General features: G+C 66.5%; 20 protein-coding genes. 4 read left to right on the top strand and 16 right to left on the bottom strand.

All coding sequences use genetic code 11. The annotated features are described in order from the left end of the window. The 13 genes from A3E77_RS02760 to A3E77_RS02695 form a co-directional block, all read right to left on the bottom strand. On the bottom strand, nt 1–184 hold a 184-nt coding region (locus A3E77_RS02760), incomplete at its 3' end, for a ribonuclease P protein component (RefSeq protein ID WP_293643372.1). A gap of 29 nt (nt 185–213) precedes the next feature. After that, nucleotides 214–348 (bottom strand): 50S ribosomal protein L34, encoded by a 135-nt coding sequence (rpmH, locus tag A3E77_RS02755; RefSeq protein ID WP_039570342.1) that lies wholly within the window; start codon nt 346–348, stop codon nt 214–216. Nucleotides 349–449: 101 nt separating this feature from the next. After that, a complete protein-coding gene (locus A3E77_RS02750) occupies nt 450–812 on the bottom strand; it encodes a hypothetical protein (protein WP_293643371.1) in 363 nt (120 codons plus the stop codon). A 65-nt stretch (nt 813–877) separates the two neighbouring features. Beyond that, entirely contained in the window at nt 878–1,669 is a 792-nt protein-coding gene (locus A3E77_RS02745) for an alpha/beta hydrolase (protein ID WP_293643370.1), read from the bottom strand. Between the two features lie 87 nt (nt 1,670–1,756). Next, nucleotides 1,757–2,416 carry a glutathione S-transferase family protein gene (locus tag A3E77_RS02740; RefSeq protein WP_293643369.1) on the bottom strand — a complete coding sequence of 220 codons (660 nt, stop codon included), beginning with the start codon at nt 2,414–2,416 and terminating at the stop codon, nt 1,757–1,759. Nucleotides 2,417–2,420: 4 nt separating this feature from the next. Beyond that, nucleotides 2,421–2,915 (bottom strand): VOC family protein, encoded by a 495-nt coding sequence (locus tag A3E77_RS02735; protein ID WP_293643368.1) that lies wholly within the window; start codon nt 2,913–2,915, stop codon nt 2,421–2,423. 33 nt (nt 2,916–2,948) lie between these two features. Further along, nucleotides 2,949–3,740 (bottom strand): VOC family protein, encoded by a 792-nt coding sequence (locus A3E77_RS02730; protein ID WP_293643367.1) that lies wholly within the window; start codon nt 3,738–3,740, stop codon nt 2,949–2,951. 46 nt (nt 3,741–3,786) lie between these two features. Continuing rightward, the gene (locus A3E77_RS02725; protein ID WP_293643366.1) at nt 3,787–4,338 is read right to left on the bottom strand and encodes a GFA family protein; all 552 of its coding nucleotides are present in this window, start codon (nt 4,336–4,338) and stop codon (nt 3,787–3,789) included. 158 nt (nt 4,339–4,496) lie between these two features. Then, nucleotides 4,497–5,216: a DUF1428 domain-containing protein gene (locus tag A3E77_RS19445; protein WP_458574405.1), complete on the bottom strand. Its 720-nt coding sequence runs from the start codon at nt 5,214–5,216 to the stop codon at nt 4,497–4,499. A 266-nt stretch (nt 5,217–5,482) separates the two neighbouring features. Further along, nucleotides 5,483–6,154 (bottom strand): glutathione S-transferase family protein, encoded by a 672-nt coding sequence (locus tag A3E77_RS02710; RefSeq protein WP_293643365.1) that lies wholly within the window; start codon nt 6,152–6,154, stop codon nt 5,483–5,485. Nucleotides 6,155–6,156: 2 nt separating this feature from the next. After that, nucleotides 6,157–6,375, bottom strand: a complete 219-nt coding sequence (locus A3E77_RS02705; RefSeq protein ID WP_293643364.1) for a DUF4287 domain-containing protein — start codon at nt 6,373–6,375, stop codon at nt 6,157–6,159. A 75-nt stretch (nt 6,376–6,450) separates the two neighbouring features. After that, nucleotides 6,451–6,888: a VOC family protein gene (locus A3E77_RS02700; RefSeq protein WP_293643363.1), complete on the bottom strand. Its 438-nt coding sequence runs from the start codon at nt 6,886–6,888 to the stop codon at nt 6,451–6,453. A 74-nt stretch (nt 6,889–6,962) separates the two neighbouring features. After that, the gene (locus A3E77_RS02695; protein WP_293643362.1) at nt 6,963–7,652 is read right to left on the bottom strand and encodes a TetR/AcrR family transcriptional regulator; all 690 of its coding nucleotides are present in this window, start codon (nt 7,650–7,652) and stop codon (nt 6,963–6,965) included. 163 nt (nt 7,653–7,815) lie between these two features. Between A3E77_RS02695 and A3E77_RS02690 the strand changes: the two genes are divergently transcribed. From A3E77_RS02690 to A3E77_RS02680, 3 genes are read left to right on the top strand one after another with little or no spacing between them, the layout of a single operon-like run. Then, a complete protein-coding gene (locus A3E77_RS02690) occupies nt 7,816–9,324 on the top strand; it encodes a YifB family Mg chelatase-like AAA ATPase (RefSeq protein ID WP_293643361.1) in 1,509 nt (502 codons plus the stop codon). Beyond that, the gene (locus A3E77_RS02685) at nt 9,324–9,635 is read left to right on the top strand and encodes a DUF1905 domain-containing protein (protein ID WP_293643360.1); all 312 of its coding nucleotides are present in this window, start codon (nt 9,324–9,326) and stop codon (nt 9,633–9,635) included. Before A3E77_RS02690 ends, A3E77_RS02685 begins: the two co-directional genes overlap by 1 nt. A 59-nt stretch (nt 9,636–9,694) precedes the next feature. Continuing rightward, complete coding sequence (locus tag A3E77_RS02680; RefSeq protein ID WP_293643359.1) at nt 9,695–11,452, top strand: sensor domain-containing diguanylate cyclase; 1,758 nt, start codon at nt 9,695–9,697, stop codon at nt 11,450–11,452. A 27-nt stretch (nt 11,453–11,479) separates the two neighbouring features. Here A3E77_RS02680 and A3E77_RS02675 read toward each other — a convergent pair whose 3' ends face one another. Both A3E77_RS02675 and A3E77_RS02670 read right to left on the bottom strand, forming a co-directional pair. Beyond that, the gene (locus A3E77_RS02675; protein WP_293643373.1) at nt 11,480–11,881 is read right to left on the bottom strand and encodes a bactofilin family protein; all 402 of its coding nucleotides are present in this window, start codon (nt 11,879–11,881) and stop codon (nt 11,480–11,482) included. A 1-nt stretch (nt 11,882) separates the two neighbouring features. Further along, complete coding sequence (locus tag A3E77_RS02670; RefSeq protein WP_293643358.1) at nt 11,883–13,103, bottom strand: M23 family metallopeptidase; 1,221 nt, start codon at nt 13,101–13,103, stop codon at nt 11,883–11,885. Nucleotides 13,104–13,343: 240 nt separating this feature from the next. Here A3E77_RS02670 and A3E77_RS02665 point away from each other — a divergent pair, with 240 nt between their 5' ends. Further along, nucleotides 13,344–14,741 carry a methyltransferase family protein gene (locus A3E77_RS02665; protein ID WP_293643357.1) on the top strand — a complete coding sequence of 466 codons (1,398 nt, stop codon included), beginning with the start codon at nt 13,344–13,346 and terminating at the stop codon, nt 14,739–14,741. On the opposite strand, the gene A3E77_RS02660 is transcribed toward A3E77_RS02665, so the two are convergent. Beyond that, nucleotides 14,738–15,058 carry a hypothetical protein gene (locus A3E77_RS02660; protein ID WP_293643356.1) on the bottom strand — a complete coding sequence of 107 codons (321 nt, stop codon included), beginning with the start codon at nt 15,056–15,058 and terminating at the stop codon, nt 14,738–14,740. The two genes, A3E77_RS02665 and A3E77_RS02660, sit on opposite strands and share 4 nt — an antisense overlap. Between the last annotated feature and the right edge of the window lie 10 nt (nt 15,059–15,068).

Below are 15,068 nucleotides of genomic sequence, written 5' to 3'. Positions count from 1 at the left end.
GAAAGCGCCGCTTCATCCGGTTGCGGGTGACGGCGTTGCCGACCTTCTTGCTGACGGTATAGCCAATGCCCAGCGCGTCCTCGTCATCGCCGCGCGGGCGGACGAGCAGGACAAAGCCGGGCATGGGAAAGCGAAGGCCGCGGTTGGCGGCCAGAAATTCGCTGCGTTTTGAAAGCGTTCGCACCAGTTTCACTGGCGCAGAAGCGTCAGCGATCAGGCCGACAGCTTCTTGCGGCCCTGGGCGCGGCGGTTGGCGAGAATCTTGCGGCCGCCAACCGTCGCCTTGCGGGCGCGGAAACCGTGGCGACGGGCGCGAACGAGGTTGCTCGGTTGAAAGGTACGCTTCATCGCGGTTGTCCCTAATTCTCGTCAAAAGCTCTAACAGAAAAGGGCCGCCAAACGTGGGCGGCCACTGATGGAGGCGCGGATAAGCGAGAGTCGGCGCAAAGTCAATTGTCATTGGGCCAGCTTTCTGGCGGATACTCCTCTGCGGCGGCGGCCGCCGCCGCAATCGCCGCGGTCGTCGAAGTCTCGCGTTCGCGCTTTCGCGCCGCGCTCGCGCGCCGCATCACGCGGTCGGTCCAGGCGGCGTAGCGCGGGTGGCGCCATTTGAACCGCACATAGATGCGCTTTGCCCACGCGCTGTTCTGCAAACACAGCATCAGGCCAAGCGGGAACAGGATGATGAAGCCGGGGCCGGGCAGGATGCCGACGACCGGCGCAATCGCCATCATCAGGACGCCGAGGATGAACAGCGCCAGCCGGACCTGCGCGGTCGATCGCAATCGCTGGTAGAGGCTCCGCTTCGCCATGGGCGCGATGTGGGGGAGGCGGCGGCGTGTTACAAGGATAAAGCAGCCCGCGGCGCGACGCGGCGTCAGTCCAGCGTGACGAAGCGTGCCATGTCGTCGCGGGTCAGATAGCGGACGTCGTCGAACGGGGTCGCGTTGGTCAGCGCGTAAAATGCTCGCGCCCGGCCGTCGTCGAGGCCCATTTCGCGGTAATAGCCCAGATATTCGGCGTGGACCGGATCGTTCGCCGGATAGTCGCTGGCCTCGCGGCCATATTCGTCGGCCCAGCTGTGAACGCCGAACTCGGCGTCGGGCGCGGCGCGGCGGGCGACCCCGGCGAGCCACAGCTCGACCGCCCCCGAACGGATCGAGCCGCCCGCCGGAACCACGGTCTCCATCCCCGCCCGGCGGATCGCGCGCGCGAGGATCAGGTTCGCTTCTTCGTCGAGGCTGCCGGGGCAGTCGATCATTTCGAGCCGCTTCAGCCCCGGAAAGGCGGCGAGCATCGCCGCGAACTGGCGCGGCGTCGCTGCGGTGACGTCGCCCGCCATGCGGACGGTGCTGGCGTCGATCACCGAAAAAGGACCAAAACGCGCCTTCGCCTGCCCCAGCGTCGCGAGCGTGGCGGCCGGCGCATAGCGGCGGGTGGCGGCGAAATCGGCGTCGTCGGCAAGCGCCGCGTCATCGAGCAGTGCGGCACCGTCGACAAAATATTCGTCGCCAAAATATTCGTCGGCGCCGCCAGCATCCTCATAGGTCCAGGTGACGGTTGTGGTGGTGATCGTCGTCACCTGCTGCGCCTGCACCGGGGCGAACGCCAGCACCGTCGCGAAGGCGGCGGCGATGAGCGTGCGCAAAAGGGCGGTCGGCGAAGCCATGCGTCCGCCTTCGCGCGGGCGCGATGACCAAATGGCAAAGCGGCAACGTCAGCGCGGCGTTAACCCCGTTCCGGGACGCCCATTGTCTCAGTCGCGGCCCGACACATCGAACGGAAAAAAGCCGCGATAGGGGCGGGCGCCTTCGATGCAGCGCGACACGCTCGGCCGGGCGAGCAACCGCGCGCGATAGGCGCGCACGCGCGCATGGCGCGGGTCGATCGGATGGACCCAGTCGGCATAGAAAAGCGCCGGCGCCGCCGCGCAGTCGGCCAGCGTAAAGTCCGGCGCCACCGCCCAGCCATCGTCGGGCAACCGCGCGTCGAGCCAGCCATAGGCCTTTTCGAGCAGGTCGCGCGCGCGTTCGACGCGGGCAGGGTCGGGCGTTTCGGTGATGAAGGGCAGATATTCGGCGACGACCGCCTGAAAACGGGCCTGAAAATGATTGTCGAATATCCGGTCGAGAAACCGGACCTCCAATGCCGTCCGGGGGTCGGCGGGGATCAAGCGCGGTTCGGCGCCCATCTGATCCAGATATTCGATGATGATGCTCGATTCAAACAGCGGGCGCCCGTCGTGAACGATCAGCGGGAACTGTCCGACCGGCCAATGCGCCCGCAATTCGTCATAATGGGTGAAGGGCGGTTCGGTTTCGAGCGCGCGATAGTCGAAATCCAGGCCCTTTTCATACAGCGCGATCAACGCTTTCCAGGCGTAGGATGAGAAGGGATGGCCGTAGAATATCAGCATGGCGTCAACCTTTCACGGCGGCTTCGATCGCCGCGATGTCGATCTTTTTCATCGTCATCATCGCGTCGAATGCGCGCTTTGCCACCGCGGGATCATTCCCCATCGTCGCGTCGGTCAACACCCGCGGCGTGATCTGCCAGTTGAGCCCCCATTTGTCCTTGCACCAGCCGCACGCGCTTTCCTGCCCGCCGTTGCCGACGATCGCATTCCAGTAACGGTCGGTTTCCTCCTGCGTGTCGGTGTGGACCTGAAAGGAAAAGGCTTCGCTGTGCGGAAAGACCGGGCCGCCGTTGAGCCCGACGCACGGGATGCCAAGGACGGTGAAATCGACCGTCAGCGCGTCGCCCTTCTTGCCGCCGGGGAAATCGCCGGGCGCCTTGTGAACCGCGCCGACGCGGCTGTCCGGAAAGGTCGCGGCATAGAATTTCGCTGCTTCCTCGGCATCCTTGTCGTACCACAGGCACAGGCTCACCGGCTGGCTCGTCGGTTGGCTGGTCATCGTCTCTCTCCTGATCTTTCCCGGATGGGTGGGTTATGCCTTGCGCGGGCCGACGAAGCCGACCGGCGCGCCCTGCGGGTCGATGGCGTTCATCGCATATTCGCCGCCGGGGATTTCCATCGGTTCGTTGGTGATCGTGCCGCCGTTCGCGGCCACCGCGGCGCGCGCGCGGTCGATGTCGTCGACGCCGATATAATAGGACCAGATCGGCGCCGGATAGCCTTCCATCAAAGGCATCACCGCGCCGATCATGTCGCCGCCGCGCTGGATGAAGCGATAGGCGCCAAGCTCGCCCATCGGCATTTCGCCGTCCTGCCCCCAGCCGAAATGCTTTTTGTAAAAGGCGATTGCGGCATCGGGGTCGCTCGTCGCCAGTTCGTTCCAGCGCACGCGCTGCGGTTCGGTCATCGAAAAGACGTCGCTTTCGCCGCCACCCTCGGGCGGGATCGGGTCCATGATATAAAAGGGCGCGCCCTGCGGGTCGGTCACCATCGCGATGCGCCCGACGGGCAGGTCCATCGCCGGCATCTGCACCGCGCCGCCGTCGGCGGTGATCGCCGCAATCGCCGCATCGACATCGTCGACGTGCAGATAGCCGAGCCAGACCGGCCGCGCGCCGCCCGCGATCATGTCGGCGGTAAGCGCCAGCACGCCGCCGGCATTGCCGCCATCGCTGCGTCCGATCATGCGATAATCCATGTCACCGGCGGCGGGGTCGCGGTCGGCGGCGATGGTCCAGCCGACGACGGCGCCGTAAAAGCGCGCGGCGCCCGCCGGGTCGGGGGTCATCAGTTCGTACCAGATGAAATGGGATGCTTCGCTCATCGTCTCTCTCCTTGATTCAGCCTGTCGGCGCATTCGATGGGATCGCTCACCGCGCATATCCTTTCGTCATCTCGATCGGCGGCGCGCGAAAGCCCATCGCGGCCCAGGCGGTCAGCAGCCGCCACAGGAACCTGCCCGTCGGCGCCGGATAGTTGGGGATGTCGTCCGGCAGCTCGACGCCCTCGGGCCGGTCGCCGACGATCGTCCGCATCTCGGCGGCCGGCCTTTCGTCTGCGGCGATGCGGTCCGAATAGACGCTCAGCCAATGCCCCTTGGTGAATTCGAGCGCGATCGGCGAATGGCAGCAGGTTGCGACAAAGCGCCGCGTCGGCGAATCGGGCGTCAGCCGATGCTCCGCGAGCTGGTCCGATCCCGACCGCCAGGTCAGCCGGTCCTTGCGCATCAACAGATAGGGCGTCCCGCCATCCGCGCCGACCACGGGCGGCGCGCCGGGAAGCGCCTCGAACGCGTGCCCCGCCGTCTGGCAGCTATGGCAATAACAGGTCGCGGCGACGATCGGCTTGCCGGTGAGTTCGAGGCTCACCGTGCCGCACTGGCATGAGGCGGTCCGGTGTTCGGGTTTTTGTATATCTGCCATCGGTTCTCTTCCCACTGATCCTCCCTGTCGCGAAGCGATGGGGAGGGGGACCATCCGAAGGATGGTGGAGGGGCGGCGACGTCGCGCCATCGCCCCTCCGTCAGCGGCTGCGCCGCTGCCACCTCCCCATGCCTGCGGCACGGGGAGGATCTGGAGCGTTACGCCTCGACGAACGGGACGAAGCCGCCGTAGATCATGCGCGCGCCGTCGAACGGGTTGGTCGCGGGATCGTGCTTCATCCGCTCGTCGGTCATCATCTTTTCCCAGCCCGCGGTGCGCGCGTCCTTGCTCGGCCATTCGACCCAGCTGTAGACGACGCTTTCGCCATCCTTCTTGTGCGCGGCGCGCGCATAGTCGGTGACCTTGCCGTCGGGCACATCGTCGGCCCACGCCTCGACGACGCGCGTCGCGCCATAGTCGCGGAACACTTCGGACGCCTTTTCCGCCATCGCGCGATAGGCGTCCTTGTTGCCGTCGGGCACGGGCACGACATAGCCGTCGACATAGGCGGTCGCGCCCGCGGCGCGGTCGTCGACGATCGATGTGAAGCCGCCGATGATCATGCGCTTGGCGTCGAACGGCATCGCTTCGCCCATGCTCTGCATCCGCGGATCGCTCATCATTTTTTCGTTCGCGGCGTCGCGTGCCTGCTTGTCGGGATATTCAAACCAGCTGAACACGACGGTTTCGTCGGGCTTGGCCTGCACCGCGCCCTTGAAATCGTTGACCTTGCCATCGGGGACGTCGTCGCCCCAGCATTCGACCATGCGCGCGACGCCGAACTCCTTGAACAGCGGCGCCGCGTCGGCGGCATGTTTGCGATAGGCTTCCTTGTTGGCGGTCGGCACCGCGACCACAAATCCTTCTACATAGGTCATCGTCTCTCTCCTTCGGGGGCCTGGAGTGTTTCCCTTCCCCCTCGATGGGGGAAGGATATGGAGCCTTGCCGCGACGCGGCTAGGCGCAGTTGGTTGGGGGTGATCGTGCGGCCTCGCACCGGCGCGTCGGGACGAGAGCGCACCCCGACCGCTGCGACGAGGCGGCTGTGCCGCCAAGTCTCGCTACCTCTCCCATGAAGGGGGAGGGAATAAGCGCGAAAGGGCGGATCGGGATGGGGCATGGCGACGTCCTTCGACTGCGCTCGTCAGGCGGGTGGGCCCGCTTCTTCGCTGAAGGCGGCTAGCTGCGCGTCCATCGCGCGCTGGAAGGCAGGGCGCGCGAGGCAGCGGTCCAGATAGGCCTGCAACCGCGGCTGCTGCGCGATCAGCCCCGCCTCGACGGCTTCGCGCAGCACGGTCGCCATCGCGATGTCGGCAACGCTGAACTCGCCGGTCAGATAGTCTTTATCGCCCATCGCATCGTTCAGCCGGCCGAGCCGACCCTGGATGAACTCGATCAGGCTGGGCCGGCGCAGCTTCGCCCATTCCTCTTCGGCGGCGAAAATGTCGACATTGCCCAGCTCGAACAGCATCGGCTCGACGCTGTTATAGGCGGCGAACAGCCAGGCGAGCGTGTTGGCGCGGGCCTGCGGATCGCGGGGCATCAGCCGCGCGTCCTTTTCGGCGAGGTGGAGCAGGATCGCGCCGCTCTCGAACAGGCGGATGCCGCCGTCGTTCAGCACCGGCACCTGTCCCCACGGCTGGAACAGGAAATGGTCGGCGGGGCGGTTGACCGCGCTGATCAGATGTTCGGCATAATCGAGCCCGATTTCCTCGCACGCCCAGCGCGGGCGCAGGTCGCGGACATAGCCGCGCGCGAAATCGGGCACCCAGTCGAAGGCGGTGACTTCGATGCTGGCGTTGGGATTGACGGGCATAATCAGTTCCTCTTCCCTTTGATCCAGGCGACGATCGACATCGCGTGGCCGTGGCCCAGGCCGTAATCGGCCTTCAGCCAGTCAATGATTGCGGTGGCCTTGACGCCGGGGGCGAGGCCGTTTTCGTCGGCAAGGCCCTTGTCGATCGCGATGCTTTTCAGGTTTTCGGCCGATTTGCCGGTCTTGGTTTCGACATTGTCGATATAGGCTTGGAAGCTCATCGTCGGCTCCTCTGGATTGGAAGAAGGAGGGGCGGCGCCGGTGCAAGGGTGGCGCCATCCCCTCCTCGGTCCGGCCTAGGCCGAGGCTTCGGCCGGCATCTCGCCGCTGGCGGCGGCGGGATCCATCCACATCACTTCCCAGATATGGCCGTCGGGGTCCTCGAAGCTGCGGCCGTACATGAAGTCGCCATATTCCTGGCGCGGGGTCGGGTCGGCCTTGCCGCCTGCCTTGACCGCCTTGGCGACTTGTCCGTCGACCGCGTCGCGGCTGTCGGCCGACACGCAAAGCAGGACCTGCGCGGTCGTGTGTGCGTCGGGGATTTTCTTCGACGTGAAGGTCGCCCATTTTTCGTGGGTCAGCAGCATGACGTGGATCGACCCTTCCTCGACCACCATGCACGCGGCGGTGTCGTCGGTGAAGGCGGGGTTGTGCGCCGCGCCGACCGCCTCGTAAAAGGCCTTCGACTTGTCGAGGTCGGTCACCGGCAGGTTCACGAAAATCATCTGGGGCATCATCTTCTCTCCTTTGGGGGTATCGGGTTGTTCACGTCAGCGTGGGCGGCGCGCGGCCGCAATTACCTGTCGCATCATGCCGCGCCTTTGCTGCCGAACAGCATTCGGACATAACGCTTCAGGTGCGTGACGGTGCCGCGCGCAATCGCCGGGTCGTTCGTCGTTTTCGCCAGGACGAACGCACCTTGCAGGACCGACTGGACATGCTGGGCTAGGCCGATCGCGGTGACGTCCGCGGGCACGTCATATATGTCCATCGCGGCCTGGATGTCGGGGGCCAGCGCCTGGCAATAGGCGTTGATGCTCGCCTCGCACGCCGCGCGGATACGATCGCTGGTCGCATAGGCTTCCTGCACCATCGTGCCGACGAAGCAGGTGTAATCTTCGGTCGGGCCGTCGAGCATCGACAGGCGGAAATCGATATGGCCGAGCAGGCGGTCGAGCGGATCGTCGAACCGGACATGCGGCGCCAGCTCGAACATCGGCCGCGCGCGCTCGGTCCAGCCCTCCGCGGCGGCAACCGCCAGCTCCTCTTTCGAGGCGAAATGATGAAAGAAGGCGCCCTTGGTCACGCCCGCTGCCGCGCAAATCTGGTCGACCGTCGTCGCCGAATAGCCCTGTTTGCGGACCGTCGCATGTGCCGCCGCAATCAGCTTGGCGCGCGCACTGCCGCGCGGGGCGCGCGCCCCGGCGCCGCCGTCGCCCGCCGGGGGGACATCGCGCGCGGTGGCAGCGGGGACAGAAGCGGGCTGATTTGTCGTCATGCGAATCAACATACCGACTAGTTGGTATGTTGTCAAACCTGCAATCGCGGTTGCGCTACGCGGCACTTTCGCCAACTTCCGAAAAAGACTCGACCTTCCCGCCACTTCGCTTAAAGAGGGCATCGGAACAAAGGGGGCACATCGGTGCTGTTCCGGGGGGAATATGGTCGCAGTCGTTTCAACCACGGCCTATCTCGGCATCGACGCGCGCGGGGTCGAGGTGCAGTGCCAGATAACGCCGGGCGTGCCGCGCTTCGTCGTCGTCGGGCTACCCGACAAGGCGGTCGGCGAAAGCCGCGAGCGCGTTCGGGCGGCGATGGCGGCGATCGGCCTGTCGCTGCCGCCGAAGGTTATCACCGTCAACCTGTCGCCCGCCGACCTGCCCAAGGAAGGCTCGCACTACGACCTGCCGATCGCGCTCGCATTGCTGGGCGCGATGGGAGTGATCGATGCCGAAACGCTCGCTTCTTATGTCGTCGTCGGTGAGTTGGGACTGGACGGTCGGATCGCCTCGTCGCCAGGCGTATTGCTCGCCGCGATCCATGCGGGCAGCGCCGGGCTTGGGCTGATCTGCCCCGCGGCGCAGGGGCCGGAGGCGGCTTGGGCGGGCAACGTCGAGGTGCTCGGCGCGCCTGACCTCCTCTCGCTGCTCAATCATTTCAAGGGCAATGCGCTGCTCGCGCCGCCGGTGCCCGGCGAGGTCGAGATACCCGTACGCACCGCCGACCTGCGCCAGGTGAAGGGCCAGGAAACCGCCAAGCGCGCGCTCGAAATCGCCGCCGCCGGCGCGCATAATCTGATGATGTCGGGGCCGCCCGGTGCCGGCAAGTCGTTGATGGCGGCGTGTATGCCCGGCATATTGCCCGAGCTTACGCCCGCCGAAGCGCTCGAAGTGTCAATGATCGCCTCGGTCGCGGGGCAGCTCGATGGCGGGCGGTTGATCCGCGCGCGGCCGTTTCGCAGCCCGCATCATTCGGCGTCGATGCCCGCGCTCGTCGGCGGTGGGCTGCGCGTGCGGCCGGGCGAGGTCAGCCTTGCGCATCTGGGCGTGTTGTTCCTCGACGAATTGCCGGAGTTCCAGCGCGGGGTTCTCGATTCGCTGCGCCAGCCGCTCGAAACGGGCGAGGTCAGCGTCGCGCGCGCCAACGCGCATGTGACGTTCCCGGCGCGCGTCCAGCTGGTCGCCGCGATGAACCCGTGCCGTTGCGGCCATCTCGGCGACCCCGCGCTCGCGTGCAGCCGCGCGCCGCGCTGCGCCGCCGATTATCAGGCCAAGCTTTCGGGACCGCTGCTCGACCGCATCGACCTGCACGTCGAGGTGCAGGCGGTGAGCGCCGCCGACCTCGTCCTGCCGCCGCCCGCCGAGGGCAGCGCAGAGGTCGCGGCACGCGTCGCGGCGGCGCGCGATGTGCAGACCGCGCGCTATGCCGGGCACAAGGCGCGGACCAATGCCGAAATTGACGGCGACCTGCTGGAAGCCGTCGCGACCCCCGACGAGGCCGGGCGGGCCCTGTTGGCGCAGGCGGCCGACGCGATGCGGCTGTCGGCGCGCGGCTATACGCGTATCCTGCGTGTCGCGCGGACGATCGCCGACCTGGCGGGCGCCGCGGATATCGGCCGCATCCATATCGCCGAGGCGTTGAGCTATCGGCGGCAGGCGCCGCGCAACTGATGCCGACCGACGCCGACATCGTCTTTGACTCCGCGATCATCGAGTGGCGCGGTCCTGCGCCCTTTTTCTTTGCGCCGGTTCCCGAGGCGCATGTCGGCGCGATCCGCCATGCCGCGATGACCACCAGCTATGGCTGGGGCGTCGTCCCGGTGGTGGCGCGCGTCGGAACGAGCGAATTTGCGACCTCGCTGTTCCCGCGCGAGGGGCGCTATCTGTTGCCGATCAAGCGTGCGGTCCAGACAGCGGAGGCGATCGGGCTGGGCGACCGGATCAGGGTCCGGATGCGCGTCGGCCGCCCGGACCGGCGTTGATCCCCCGGTTTTCGCGCGATGGTAAACATTTCCGAACATATTGATGCGATAGGGCCCGCATGACTGCGGCGGGCGATCTTGTGACCACGCTATGCGGCCGGCTGCTGCTCGGGCTCGCCGCCCTTGCGCTCGGCTGGTCGGGGGCGCCTGCGGCGGCGCGGACGCTCGCGCTCGATCGCGACGTCTGCCACGCGGTGAGTGAGGCGGCGCGGCCCGACGACGGCCTTTCCACGCTGCGTTTTTCGTGTCGCGGGGTGCCCGCCAACTATCAGCGGGGCAGCCTGTGGCTGCGCGCGCCGCTCGATGGCGCCGCAGCGCAGCGCGGCGACGTCGCGCTGATGGTGCATCAATCGCGGTTCGACCGCCTCGCTGTCGCCTTTTCCTACGCTGACGGGACGACGCGCTGGCAGCGTGTGCGCGCGGGCGATTATGGATCACAGTGGCGCGCTGGCGGACAGATATTGTTCGAGGCACCCGACCGCACCGTCTCGCTGACCGCGGTGACGATGCGTTTCGATCGCCTGTCGGGCCACCAGTTCGTCCATGCGAGGATCATCCCCAAGGCCGAGGCGAGCCTGCAATCGGCGGGCATGGCCGCGGCGGTCGGCGCCGCGCTCACCCTGCTTCTTGTCAGCTGCATTTACAGCCTGTCGCTCGCCTTTGCGGTGCGCCGCCAATATCTGGCCTGGCAGGCGGCGTGGGCGGGAACGATGCTGTTGTGGGGCGGCCTGTGGTCGCAGATGCATCTTGCGCTGGCGCCGCAACTGGCGGGGACGGTCACAACCCAGATCTGCACCTTCCTCGCCTGCCTTGCGATCGCACTGGCGACGGCGAGTGCGGTCACCGCCGTCGATCGCACACGGGCGTCCAGGGCGCTTCGCACCCTGGCGCTCGTTTTGGGCCTTGGCGTCGGCCTCGCCGGTATCCCGCTCGCCCTGATCCGCGGCGATAGCCTTGGTCTGCTTGCCGACGCGCTCGGGCTGGTCATTCTTGCCGATCTACTGGCCGTGACCGCTTATATCGGCTGGGCGTGGCGCCGCGGGTCGATCGAGGCGCGCGATTTCCTGGCGGCATGGGGGCTGCCGATGGCGATTTTGGGGTTCATCCATATCGTCGATGTCGAGGATGGATTTTGGGGCGGCGGATCGAAGCTGGCGGTGCTCGTCGCCGCGACCTGGCAGGCGCTGTGGCTGGCGGCGGCCGCGACGCGCCGACTCGCGCACCTGCGGATCGAGCGTGACCATGCCCGCAGCGCCGAAGCGCAGGCGCAGCAGCTTGCGCGGCGCGACCCGCTGACGGGCCTGCCCAACCGCCGCGGTTTCGTCGAAAGTGTAACGCCGCTGCTCGACCGCGCGCGCGCCGACAATCTGCCAGCGGCGCTGCTGCTGGTGGACATCGATCGGTTCAAGTCGATCAACGATATTTACGGGCATGATGCGGGGGACGTCGTGCTGTGCGGCATCGCCAGCCGGATCGCGCGCTGGGAAGGGCCGATGTGCACCGTTTCGCGGCTCGGCGGCGAGGAGTTCGGCCTGCTGACGATCGGGATGGAGGGGATCATCCTTGCCCGCTTCGCCGAAAGCATTCGCCGCGGGATCGCCGCCTGCGATCATGGCGAGGTGGTGGGCGACCGATTGGTCACCGCCAGCGTCGGCGTTGCCGAAGTGCGTCCCGCATGCGATTTCCAGCAATTGTATCGGCTGGCGGACGCGGCGCTTTATGACGCAAAGCGTGGCGGGCGGAACAAGGTCGTGGTCCAGCGGCACCGCGATACGCCGAGCGCCGAATCCGGCCGCGAGGTCGCCCGGTCGAACTGATGGCCGCGGCAGCGCGCGGCCTGCGGATCAAAGGCCGGCGGTCGCCGACCTATTCTCGATCACTTCCAGCGGCGGCGGCGCCTTGGCCGCAGCGGCGCCGTGGCGGCGATGGCTGAGCTTGCCTTCGACCTTGCCGCCATTTTCGATCGTGATGTTTTCGTAAGTTACGTCGCCGGTGATCCGCGCCGTGGCATGGACGATCAACGTCTTTGCCTCGATTGCACCGTCGAGCAGGCCCGCGATCTTCGCGGTTTCGGCGACGACCGAACCCTTTATCTCGCTCGCTTCGCCCTGGACCAGATTGGCGCATTTCAGGTCGCCGTCGATCTTGCCGTCGACATGCAGGTCGACGCTGGCGGCGACATTGCCGGTGACGACGACATCCGATCCCAGGATCGAAAAGGTCGTGTGACGCGCGCCGGTCGCCATCTTAGCGGGCACCACGGACGGCAGCGACGGAACCGACTCGCTGCCTTGCGTCGTCTTTGACTTCGAGAACATCGGCTTTAGCCTCCAGGAAGCGGCGCGGGTTGACCGCGACGCCATTCAAACGGACTTCAAAATGCAGGTGGCTGCCGGTCGAACGGCCGGTCGAGCCCATCTTGGCGATCTGTTGACCGGGGGCGACCTGCGCGCCGACGGTCGAGGTAAAGCCCGACAAGTGGGCATAGCGGGTCAGGATACCTTGGCCGTGGTCGACCTCGACGACATTGCCATAACCCGATTTCTGGCCGACATAGACGACGCGGCCGGGCGCGGCGGCAAGGATCGGCGTCCCGATCGGGCCGGGGAAGTCGAGCCCCGAATGCATCGCACCCGCGCCGGTGAAGGGATCGCTGCGATAGCCGAAACTCGACGAGAGCATCAGAACGTTCGCGGGCTGGCCCGACGGAATCGCGACGAGCGTGCGTTCGAGCACTTCCATGCGGAACAGCGCGCTTTCGAGCGCGGCGAAGGATTTGCCGAGCGTGCTCGCGCGGCCAGCGCGGCCGCGATAGGGGATGAACGGACCACCGCGACCGGCCGCCGCGTTGCGAACGAGCGCCGCGGGGTTCAGGCCCAATTTGGCAACCGCGCCTTCGGCCTTGGCCGCGCGGGCGTTGACCGCGGTGAGCAGGCGCGTCGCAAAATCTTCCTGCCGCGCTTCGAGCCGGGCGAGGACCTGCGCTTCGGGCGGCAGGTTCGGGTCGATCATCGCGGTCGTTTTCGGCGGTGCCGTATTGGCTGCGCCGGCAGCGGGCGCAGCGCCCTCGGTCCCGATTTCGGGCGTCACCGCGGCGGGTTCGACGCCGAAATGCACCTTTGACCATTCTTCGAGCTGTTCCTGTCGATCTTCGAGGTCGGCGGCGGTTTCGGCGACATTGTCGCGATATTTCGCGATCCGCGCTTCGGATGCGGCGGCCGCGGCCTGTTGCTGCGCGATCGCGGCGCGCTCACCCGATGTCAGCAGCTGGTTGACGAGCACGGCGAGCGTCGCGCCTGCCCATGCGAGCAGTACGGCGCCGGCGATCAGCGCGACGCGCTTTTGCCAGACGGCGCTGACGCGCAGGAAGCGGACATGGCCGTGGGTGCGAACGAAGATTTCATGGTCCTGAAACAGCGCAGAAAAACGCTGGCGCAAATCGCGCAGACCCGTATTTTTCGATGACAAGTGGCGACCCCATCTTGTGTTTTATTGGAGCCCTCCGCCCCGATTGATGCGCGCTGTATCAGCCCGACCGAGGTGGCGCGAATCTTTGCGCGGCGAGTCGCGCCGAGTCGAAACCATCGCGCGGTGAACGGTGTCAAAGGGCGGGAACGCTGCCATTTTGGCAGGAAATGCCAGGCGAATCGTCGAACAGCATTGACGGCTTGCTTACCATTTTCGGCTAGGGCTAAGCGGGTGAATATCATGGTCAATTCCGCGCAACCCAGCCCGCACGAATCGGCAGGCGACCCGCCGGCACCGGCGGACGCCCGGCCGCGTTCGGCGGTCAGCGCGGGGGTCGGCCTCGTCGGGCTCGCGGGGCTGGTCAGCTATTTGCTGATTGCGCGATTTGCACCCGAAATCGCTGCTTTCCTGGGCATCGATTGGGGCATGCGGGGACGGATGAGCGGCCCCAATTCGGCGATTATGAGCGTGCTCGCCTGCGGCGTGCCGATGGTGCTCTGGTCGGTTTTCGTCGACAAGGTCCACCGCAATCCGTCGACGGGCATCGACTGGACGCAGCGGCGCGCGTGGCGCGAGACGGTCGATATCAGCCTGACCAAGCTGGCGGGTCTGTGGGCGACCTGGGGGCTGATCGCGCTGATCTATGCGACGATGCGTTATTATTGGGAGGGCAACTACGCCTTTTCGATGAACCTGCTCGAAACCGTCGCGCCTTGGCTGCTGCTGGCGTCGGTGCCCTATATGCTGTGGCTCGACCGCCGCATGGTTGAGCCGCGCGATGGCTGCTGGCATTTCGGGCGCTGGCTGATTGCGCCGGGGCAACCCGTCGACGCCCGCGCGATCGGGCATCATTTGCGCGCCTGGGCGGTGAAGGGGTTTTTCACCGCCTTCATGCTGTCGATCGTGCCGGGCAATTTTTCGGCGCTGGTCACCGTGCCGATCAGCGAAATCCTCGCCAACCCCTACAAGACCGGGATCTGGACGATCAATTTCCTCTATCTGATCGACGTCCATGTCGCGACGGTCGGCTATATCCTGACCCTGAAGCCGCTCGACGCGCATATCCGCACCGCCAATCCCTATGGCATGGCGTGGGTCGCGGCGCTCGTCTGCTACCCGCCCTTCATTTTGATGAATGGCGGGCCGCTCGATTACCAGCTTTACGGTGCCGACTGGGGTTATTGGCTGGCGGGTCACGACAGGTTGCTGATCGTCTGGGCCATCGCGCTCGCGCTGCTCACCGCGGTTTACAGCTGGGCGACGATGGCGTTCGGCATCCGCTTTTCAAACCTGACGCATCGCGGCATCATTACCCACGGCCCTTATGCGTTCACCCGCCATCCCGCCTATGTTTCAAAGAATCTGACCTGGTGGATCGGTTCGCTGCCCTTTCTTGTCACCGCCGGCGGCTGGATCGAGGGCGCGCGCAATGTCGTGCTGCTGGGGCTGGTCAGCGGGGTCTATTATTGGCGCGCCAAGACCGAGGAGAAGCATCTCCTCGCCGACCCGGCCTATGCCCGATACTGGGACTGGGCGCAGGCGAATGCGCTGGTGCCGCGGCTGTTCGCGAAGCTGACGGGACGCGCGCGCCCGCTCGTCCGGCTTGAACCCGACCCGCGGGTCGGGCCGGTCGCCTAATCCTTCAGCGCGTCGGTGGCGGCGCTTGCCGCTTCGGCGGCGCGCCGCGCCTGCAGGTCGGCGTAGCCGTCGGCGATGATGCGCCACGCGCGATCGCAGCGGCGCTGGTCCGACCGCAGCTTGCTGCGGCACACGGCTTCGAGCTGCTGCAACAGCCATTTGCGCTCGTCCTCGCGCGTCCGGGGATAGACGCTGGCGGCGTTGGCATAAGCGTTGGCACCGATGCTTGCCGCCGAATTGATGCCAATGCCTTCGGCTGCGGCGGGCGAGGAAAGCAGGGCGGCGGCGGTCAGGCTTGCGGTGGTCAAACGGATCATCATCGAGTCC

The organism is Sphingopyxis sp. RIFCSPHIGHO2_12_FULL_65_19 (assembly GCF_001830555.1).
Taxonomy (GTDB): domain Bacteria; phylum Pseudomonadota; class Alphaproteobacteria; order Sphingomonadales; family Sphingomonadaceae; genus Sphingopyxis.
The sequence above is the reverse complement of the archived record's forward strand: the minus strand, read 5'-3'. Positions and strand labels throughout refer to the sequence as shown.

Coding starts and splice junctions, on each gene's coding strand:
- A3E77_RS02705 (WP_293643364.1), bottom strand. CDS start 6,375: ATGAGCTTCCAAGCCTATATCGACAATGTCGAAACCAAGACCGGCAAA.
- A3E77_RS02680 (WP_293643359.1), top strand. CDS start 9,695: ATGACTGCGGCGGGCGATCTTGTGACCACGCTATGCGGCCGGCTGCTG.
- A3E77_RS02750 (WP_293643371.1), bottom strand. CDS start 812: ATGGCGAAGCGGAGCCTCTACCAGCGATTGCGATCGACCGCGCAGGTC.
- rpmH (WP_039570342.1), bottom strand. CDS start 348: ATGAAGCGTACCTTTCAACCGAGCAACCTCGTTCGCGCCCGTCGCCAC.
- A3E77_RS02690 (WP_293643361.1), top strand. CDS start 7,816: ATGGTCGCAGTCGTTTCAACCACGGCCTATCTCGGCATCGACGCGCGC.
- A3E77_RS19445 (WP_458574405.1), bottom strand. CDS start 5,216: ATGACCTATGTAGAAGGATTTGTGGTCGCGGTGCCGACCGCCAACAAG.
- A3E77_RS02685 (WP_293643360.1), top strand. CDS start 9,324: ATGCCGACCGACGCCGACATCGTCTTTGACTCCGCGATCATCGAGTGG.
- A3E77_RS02735 (WP_293643368.1), bottom strand. CDS start 2,915: ATGACCAGCCAACCGACGAGCCAGCCGGTGAGCCTGTGCCTGTGGTAC.
- A3E77_RS02745 (WP_293643370.1), bottom strand. CDS start 1,669: ATGGCTTCGCCGACCGCCCTTTTGCGCACGCTCATCGCCGCCGCCTTC.
- A3E77_RS02695 (WP_293643362.1), bottom strand. CDS start 7,652: ATGACGACAAATCAGCCCGCTTCTGTCCCCGCTGCCACCGCGCGCGAT.
- A3E77_RS02675 (WP_293643373.1), bottom strand. CDS start 11,881: ATGGCGACCGGCGCGCGTCACACGACCTTTTCGATCCTGGGATCGGAT.
- A3E77_RS02730 (WP_293643367.1), bottom strand. CDS start 3,740: ATGAGCGAAGCATCCCATTTCATCTGGTACGAACTGATGACCCCCGAC.
- A3E77_RS02660 (WP_293643356.1), bottom strand. CDS start 15,058: ATGATCCGTTTGACCACCGCAAGCCTGACCGCCGCCGCCCTGCTTTCC.
- A3E77_RS02740 (WP_293643369.1), bottom strand. CDS start 2,416: ATGCTGATATTCTACGGCCATCCCTTCTCATCCTACGCCTGGAAAGCG.
- A3E77_RS02710 (WP_293643365.1), bottom strand. CDS start 6,154: ATGCCCGTCAATCCCAACGCCAGCATCGAAGTCACCGCCTTCGACTGG.
- A3E77_RS02700 (WP_293643363.1), bottom strand. CDS start 6,888: ATGCCCCAGATGATTTTCGTGAACCTGCCGGTGACCGACCTCGACAAG.
- A3E77_RS02725 (WP_293643366.1), bottom strand. CDS start 4,338: ATGGCAGATATACAAAAACCCGAACACCGGACCGCCTCATGCCAGTGC.
- A3E77_RS02665 (WP_293643357.1), top strand. CDS start 13,344: ATGGTCAATTCCGCGCAACCCAGCCCGCACGAATCGGCAGGCGACCCG.